General features: G+C 38.6%; 7 protein-coding genes. 5 read left to right on the top strand and 2 right to left on the bottom strand.

Annotated elements, in window-relative coordinates; all coding sequences use genetic code 11:
• The first annotated feature begins 72 nt into the window (after positions 1 to 72).
• The 5 genes from plsY (at position 73) to CYP77_RS06040 (ending at position 4463) form a co-directional block, all read left to right on the top strand.
• The gene (gene plsY, locus CYP77_RS06060) at positions 73 to 684 is read left to right on the top strand and encodes a glycerol-3-phosphate 1-O-acyltransferase PlsY (protein ID WP_103567626.1); all 612 of its coding nucleotides are present in this window, start codon (positions 73 to 75) and stop codon (positions 682 to 684) included.
• Positions 681 to 1007 carry a dihydroneopterin aldolase gene (locus tag CYP77_RS06055; RefSeq protein WP_103567627.1) on the top strand — a complete coding sequence of 109 codons (327 nt, stop codon included), beginning with the start codon at positions 681 to 683 and terminating at the stop codon, positions 1005 to 1007. The genes plsY and CYP77_RS06055 overlap by 4 nt, the downstream gene beginning before the upstream one ends.
• Before the next feature lie 76 nt (positions 1008 to 1083).
• A complete protein-coding gene (gene hsrA, locus CYP77_RS06050; RefSeq protein ID WP_002942555.1) occupies positions 1084 to 1755 on the top strand; it encodes a homeostatic response regulator transcription factor HsrA in 672 nt (223 codons plus the stop codon).
• 38 nt (positions 1756 to 1793) lie between these two features.
• Complete coding sequence (locus CYP77_RS06045) at positions 1794 to 3011, top strand: sensor histidine kinase (RefSeq protein ID WP_181001460.1); 1218 nt, start codon at positions 1794 to 1796, stop codon at positions 3009 to 3011.
• 3 nt (positions 3012 to 3014) lie between these two features.
• Positions 3015 to 4463 (top strand): Ppx/GppA phosphatase family protein, encoded by a 1449-nt coding sequence (locus CYP77_RS06040; protein WP_103567628.1) that lies wholly within the window; start codon positions 3015 to 3017, stop codon positions 4461 to 4463.
• A gap of 695 nt (positions 4464 to 5158) precedes the next feature.
• Here the strand turns inward: CYP77_RS06040 and CYP77_RS06035 are convergent.
• Together CYP77_RS06035 and fliN are read right to left on the bottom strand one after the other, a co-directional pair.
• Entirely contained in the window at positions 5159 to 6037 is an 879-nt protein-coding gene (locus tag CYP77_RS06035; RefSeq protein WP_103567629.1) for an excinuclease ABC subunit A, read from the bottom strand.
• The coding region (fliN, locus tag CYP77_RS06030) for a flagellar motor switch protein FliN (RefSeq protein WP_141090839.1) at positions 6034 to 6210 on the bottom strand (177 nt) is incomplete at its 5' end. The genes fliN and CYP77_RS06035, both read right to left, overlap by 4 nt.

Raw genomic sequence — 6210 nt, 5'->3', positions numbered from 1 at the left:
TTTGTGGAGATGATTTATAAAAAAATTAGTATTTTTTTAATATCATTTCTCTTTAAATTTAAAAGGTAAAATATGCAAAATTTAATACTTTATGCCGTTAGCTACCTGCTTGGCAGCATCCCATCAGGGCTCATACTAGCAAAAATTTTTGGACATGTTGATATAAAAAAAGAGGGTAGCAAAAGCATAGGTGCGACAAATGTTTTAAGGGTTTTAAAACAAACTAACCCAAAACTCGCCAAAAAGCTAGCCATTTTAACCGTAGTTTGTGACGTGTTAAAGGGCGTTTTGCCACTCATCGTAGCCTCTTCTCTTGGTGCAAGCCAAAGCACGCTTTGGACGATGGCAGTTTTAAGCGTTGCGGGGCATTGTTTTTCTATATTTTTAGGCTTTCAAGGCGGCAAAGGCGTGGCAACCGGAGCTGGCGTACTCGCATTTTTCTTACCAGTTGAGATAATAATCGCTCTTGTCGTTTGGTTTTTGGTTGGTAAGTTTTTAAAGATAAGCTCTCTAGCCTCGCTATGCGCGCTGATAGCTCTCATCGCATCAAGCTTTATCATCCACCCAGAGCTTGATGAAATTTACACTCACGCGCCTATCCTTATCATCGCATTTTTGGTAGTTTATAAGCACATACCAAATATCGTTCGCCTGCTTTCAGGCAAGGAGCAAAAAGTCGTATGAAAAGCGAAATAAGAACGATCATTAAGGATTATAAATTTCAAACCGTCATCGGGATGTTTGACTTTGAGCGAGTTGCAAAGCAAGAAGTAAAAGTGAGCTTAGAATTTCGCTCAACTAGCTTGATTGATTATGTTTTGGTGGCTGATTTTATAAAAGAATTTTACAATGAGATGAAATTTCAAAGCGTAGAAGAGTCACTAGAAGCAACCTGCAAAGCGCTAAAAGAGAGGTTTGGCTCGCTTACTAGCTTGGATATGGAGATTTTAAAAACCGAGATTTTACCAAATGCAATTGTAGGTGCAAAAATCAGCACTATTTTTTAAAAATTTATTAAAGTATCTTGAAATATTTCTTAATTTATGATACAATCGACCATAAATTTTAGTTTAAGGAAAAGAAATGCGTATTTTAATAGTAGAAGACGAAGTAACGCTAAATAAGACGATTGCTGAGGGGTTGCAAGAGTTTGGTTATCAGACAGATAGCTCTGAAAATTTTAAAGACGCTGAGTACTACATCGGCATCAGAAACTACGACCTAGTTTTGACTGACTGGATGCTTCAAGATGGCGACGGCGTTGATCTTATAAACATCATAAAACATAAATCTCCACGCACCTCAGTCGTAGTTCTTTCTGCAAAAGACGACAAAGAGAGCGAGATAAAAGCACTTAGAGCTGGCGCTGATGACTACATCAAAAAACCATTTGATTTTGACATTTTAGTAGCTAGACTTGAGGCTAGACTACGCTTTGGTGGCACAAATATCATCAAGATAGACGAGCTTATCATCAACCCTGACGAAGAGAAGATCACATACCTTGGCCGCGACATCGAGCTAAAAGGCAAGCCATTTGAGGTATTAACTCACCTTGCAAGACATTCAGATCAGATCGTATCTAAAGAACAACTACTTGACGCTATCTGGGAAGAACCAGAGCTTGTAACTCCAAACGTTATCGAGGTTGCTATCAACCAAATCCGCCAAAAAATGGACAAACCGCTAAATATTTCAACAATAGAAACTGTTAGAAGACGCGGATATAGATTTTGCTTTCCCAAAAAAGCTTAAGAAATAGATTTATACTGCAATTAGCATCTGGTGCGATGATGCTAATTGCCGTTGTTTCGGTGATGCTCTATCACTACATAAGAGTCACCGTTTTTCAAAGTGTAGTTAGCGAGCTAAACCAGCAAGCCATATCTTACAAAAACAATCCTCAAAATTTTAATCCAAACAATCTAAAAACTTTTACTATAGAAATCCCAAACAAAACTCTAGCCACCATAAAAGCAGGCGAGCTTAAAGGCGAAAAGCCCTACCTCGTGATGCAAAAGATCAAAGATGAGAGCACAACCACACTAACAACAAGGCTAGATGAAAGCAACTACTTAGTCCTCGAAAAGGATACCACTCTTCAAAGCCAGATAGTAGAAGAAATTTTTATAGATATTATAATCGTAAATGTCACAGCGATACTTTTGGTGCTATTTTACGCACTATTTTTATCAAGAATGCTTTTAATACCTATAAAAATTTTAAGTCACAAGCTTACAAATTTAGATGAGAAATTTCTAAAAGAGATCGATATCAAAAGCCTGCCAGATGAGTTTTTGCCACTTGGTAACAGCATAAATAGACTGATCTCTCGCATACAAACTTTCGTTTTATACCAAAAAGAGCTCTTTGTAGGCGTTGCTCACGAGCTAAAGACGCCACTTGCCGTTATGAAAACCAAAAACGAAGTGACACTTTTAAAACCAAGAGATAGCGAAAAATACATAGAAGCGCTAAAATCAAACAACGAAGCGATCAACGGCATGAACGCTATGATAGGCTCAGTCCTTGAGATCGGTCGTCAAGAGGGCGCGCAGTTTGAAGAGCCAGTAAATACCGATGTGATCGCATTTTTAAAAAAACTAGGCAAAAACTACGAAGTGCTTGCAAAAGGTGATGAGAAAAATCTCGCACTCGATCTAAAACCAGAAATTTTTAATCTAAATATCCAAACTAGCCTACTAACTCACATCGTGCAAAATTTCGTCCAAAATGCTATCAAATTTTCTCCCAAAAATAGCACCATTACGATTAGCTCGAAGCTTGAAAAGAGCAAATTTATCATCGAAGTAACCGACGAGGGCGTGGGCATAGATGAGAGCAAGGACCTGTTTGCTCCATTTAAAAGATATGGCAACAAAGGCGGTGCTGGACTTGGACTATTTCTCGCAAAGGGCGCAGCACAGGCACTTGGCGCTGAGATATCTATCAAAAATAGAGAGGGTGCAAACGGAGCAGTTGCAAGCCTCGTTTTAAATTTAAAAGGATAAAAAATGGCAAAGAGAACCGCAGTGATCGATCTTGGCTCAAATTCTATGCGTATGGCGATATTTGAGCGTACGTCACGCTTAGCATTTTTTATACTAGCTGAATACAAAACCAAAGTGCGACTAGGCGAAGGTGGATACAGCTCAAACAACGAAATTTCAGAAGCTTCAATGCAAAAAGCCATCAAAGCTTTTAGCGAATTTGATAACATCATAAAAAGCTATAAATGCTCCAAAGTCTTATGCGTCGGCACTTCAGCGCTTAGAGATGCTCCAAACTCAGGCGTTTTGATCTCGCTTTTAAGAAAAAAACTTGGCATAAATTTAAAAGTAATTGAGGGCAAGGAGGAGGCCACTTTTGGAGCGATAGCAGCTAAAAATTTGCTTCATAATCTAGCTGAATGCGTCACTATCGACATCGGCGGAGGCTCAACTGAGCTTGCTAGGATAAGTAACGGCAAGATAGTCGATGTCCTCTCGCTTGATATAGGCACAGTGAGGCTAAAAGAGCTATTCTTTGATAAGAAAAATTTAAACAAACTACCAAAATTTCTGTCGCAGATCACAGCGCAGATAGATGAGCAATTTAAGTGCCCAAATTTAATAGCGATCGGTGGCTCTTTAAGAGCGATCTCATCGGCCATAATGAGCAAAAACTTATATCCGCTCTCTTCGCTACATGGCTTTTGCTACAAGCTTGGTGACGAGCAAGCCTACATCGAGAGCATCGCAAACGTTAGCGTGCTTGAACTAAATAAATTTCCTATAAAAAAAGATAGATATGACACCATCAGAGAGGGCGCACATATATTTTTAGCCCTTGCCAAGGCGCTAAACGCTAAAAACGTCATCACAAGTGGCGTTGGAGTAAGAGAAGGGGTCTTTTTAAAAGACTTTTTGCGTCCAAGTCTTAAATTCCCAGAAAATTTCAATCCAAGCGTAAAAAGCCTGCAAGATCGCTTCATCCTCTCTTGCAATAAAGCCGTGGCAAGATATGCAAAGGACATCTTTGTGGCGCTTAAAAAGCTTCATGGGCTAAATGAGAGCTATCTTGAGACGCTGCTAATTGCTGCAAAGCTCCACAATGTCGGTCAAGAGATAGGCTTTTACGGCGATCACAAAAACTCAGCCTATATCATACTAAATGCCCTAAACTACGGCTTTTCACACGAGCAAAAGGCACTAATAGCCGCAGTCATCGGAACAAATGGCAAGAAAAATATTTATGAGTTTGAAAAGTATAAAAATTTATTACCAAAGGCTGAGTGTATAAGGTGGCTAAGCTTTATCCTTGCGCTAGCCAAGGCACTTGATATAACCTGTGAGAAGCTAAATTTAAGCTTTGAGTTTAGCGGCCACACGCTAAAAATAGAGGGAGCAAAAGAATTTGCCATGGCAAAAGAAGAGATAAAAAAGATCGCAAAACCTGAAATTTTTGCCATTTCGTTTGTGTAGGGTAAAGTAGCTGACAATTTTAAAAAAAACGCTAGTGTATTTGGGCAAATTTTAAAATTTCATGAACGAGTAATTTCAGCTCTAAAATTTGAGCTAAGCGATAAGCGAAGCCAAATTTTAGTAGTCAATTCTTGCGAGTGAGTGAAGTTTTAAAATTTACAAGTATAAATTTAGATGTTTGTTTCTTTGCTAAAAAGAAAAAGGCTTAAATTACGGTCTGCTTACAGTTACATGCCTGCGAAGCAAAAGAGCTTCCCCTCCTTTTTTAAAACCCCTCATCTGCTTGCAGTTACGAGACGAGGTCGAGGTAAAACAACCTCGCACATTAGATGTGCATGCCAAAGCACTATCGTGTGGCATGCGTTTGTATATCTAGTGAGTGTCAAGCAAATTTTAAAATTTCATGAGCGAGTAATTTCGGCTCTGATTTTAGTAGCAAGCTTTGCGAGGCCTAAAATCAGTAGTCAATTCTTGCGAGTGAGTGGAATTTTAAAATTTGTAGGCTCGCAACTACGTGGCAGATACGAGAAATCCGTCCCCTTATCCCCCTTTTTAATCCTCCAATCCCCTCGCACGTTAGAAGTGCATGCTTCAGTGCTTCACATTACATGAGTCTTATATGAGAGAATTTATTGCAAATTTTAAAATTTATGAAAATGCTCTTCTAAATTTTTAAATTTAGTAGCGAAGCGGGGCTAAAATTCCCCACTCATTTTGTCTTTGTAGTTATTTAGGCTATTTTGACGCTCTTGCAAAAATGAGCCAAGTTTTTTCTTATTTTCTTCAAAGAAAACAGCGAAGTCCTGCTCATTTTGGATCTTGTCCTCGCCAAAGCTATCAAGCATGACGTTTGAGCTGCCAACTATCACTAGATAGCGTCTATTTTCGTAGCTTAGAAGCATTAGCTTGTTTGTGCGATCAAGATATTTTTCGTATATGATATTTACGCCACTATTTTGGTTTTTAAGCAGCCAGTTCATCGACTTTGTGTCATTTTGTGGCTGATTTTGTGGCGTTTTAAATCCGCTAAAATCACTACTTTTTGAAGTGATATATCTTTTAAAAACATACAAAAATATAAGAAGCGCGATGAGCACACTTAGGACGATGAAGTATCTCGAATCAATATTTACCATAGGTTCATTTTCTGTCTTTGGCGTGCTAGCAGTTTCTATCTTTGCGCTAGCTTGTGGCATATTTTGCACTTGCGTTTTTGTGTTTTTTAGTGTTACGCGGATGCGAAGTCCGAAGCTATCTGTTGTCTTTGAAGCATTTACGATGATCGCATCGTTTGAGCGTAAATTTAAAACTAGAGAGTTTTGCTTTGGCTCTATCTCAAGCTCTTGAATGATCTTTGAGTTTATGTCCTTGCTCGCGCTTTGATCGTAGCTTAGAGAATTTAGTATCAAAGAGGTCGTATCTTTTTCACGCTTTTGAAAGATGTTGCCCTCATACGGCGCATCAAAGCTAAGCATGATGTCGACCCTGTCGGTGCGCTCATAGATATTGTATGTTAGCAAGTTTGAAGCTAAAATTTGTGTCACAAAAAGTATAAAAAATAATATTATTCTCATAAAAGTTCTTTTTTGAAGTACTGAATAACTGACTTTGAGTCCAAAATTTCATTTATCCTTATGGCTAAATTTTTCTCATAAACCATTACTTCGCCTTTTCCAAAAATTCTATTATTTATATATAGCTCCACGCTCTCGCCAGCTGGTTTTTCGAGGTCTATGACCGAGCCAGC

It is taken from the genome of Campylobacter concisus (assembly GCF_002913865.1).
GTDB lineage: Bacteria > Campylobacterota > Campylobacteria > Campylobacterales > Campylobacteraceae > Campylobacter_A > Campylobacter_A concisus_AM.
Note: the sequence above shows the minus strand (reverse complement) of the source record. Positions and strands in the feature narration are given on the sequence as shown.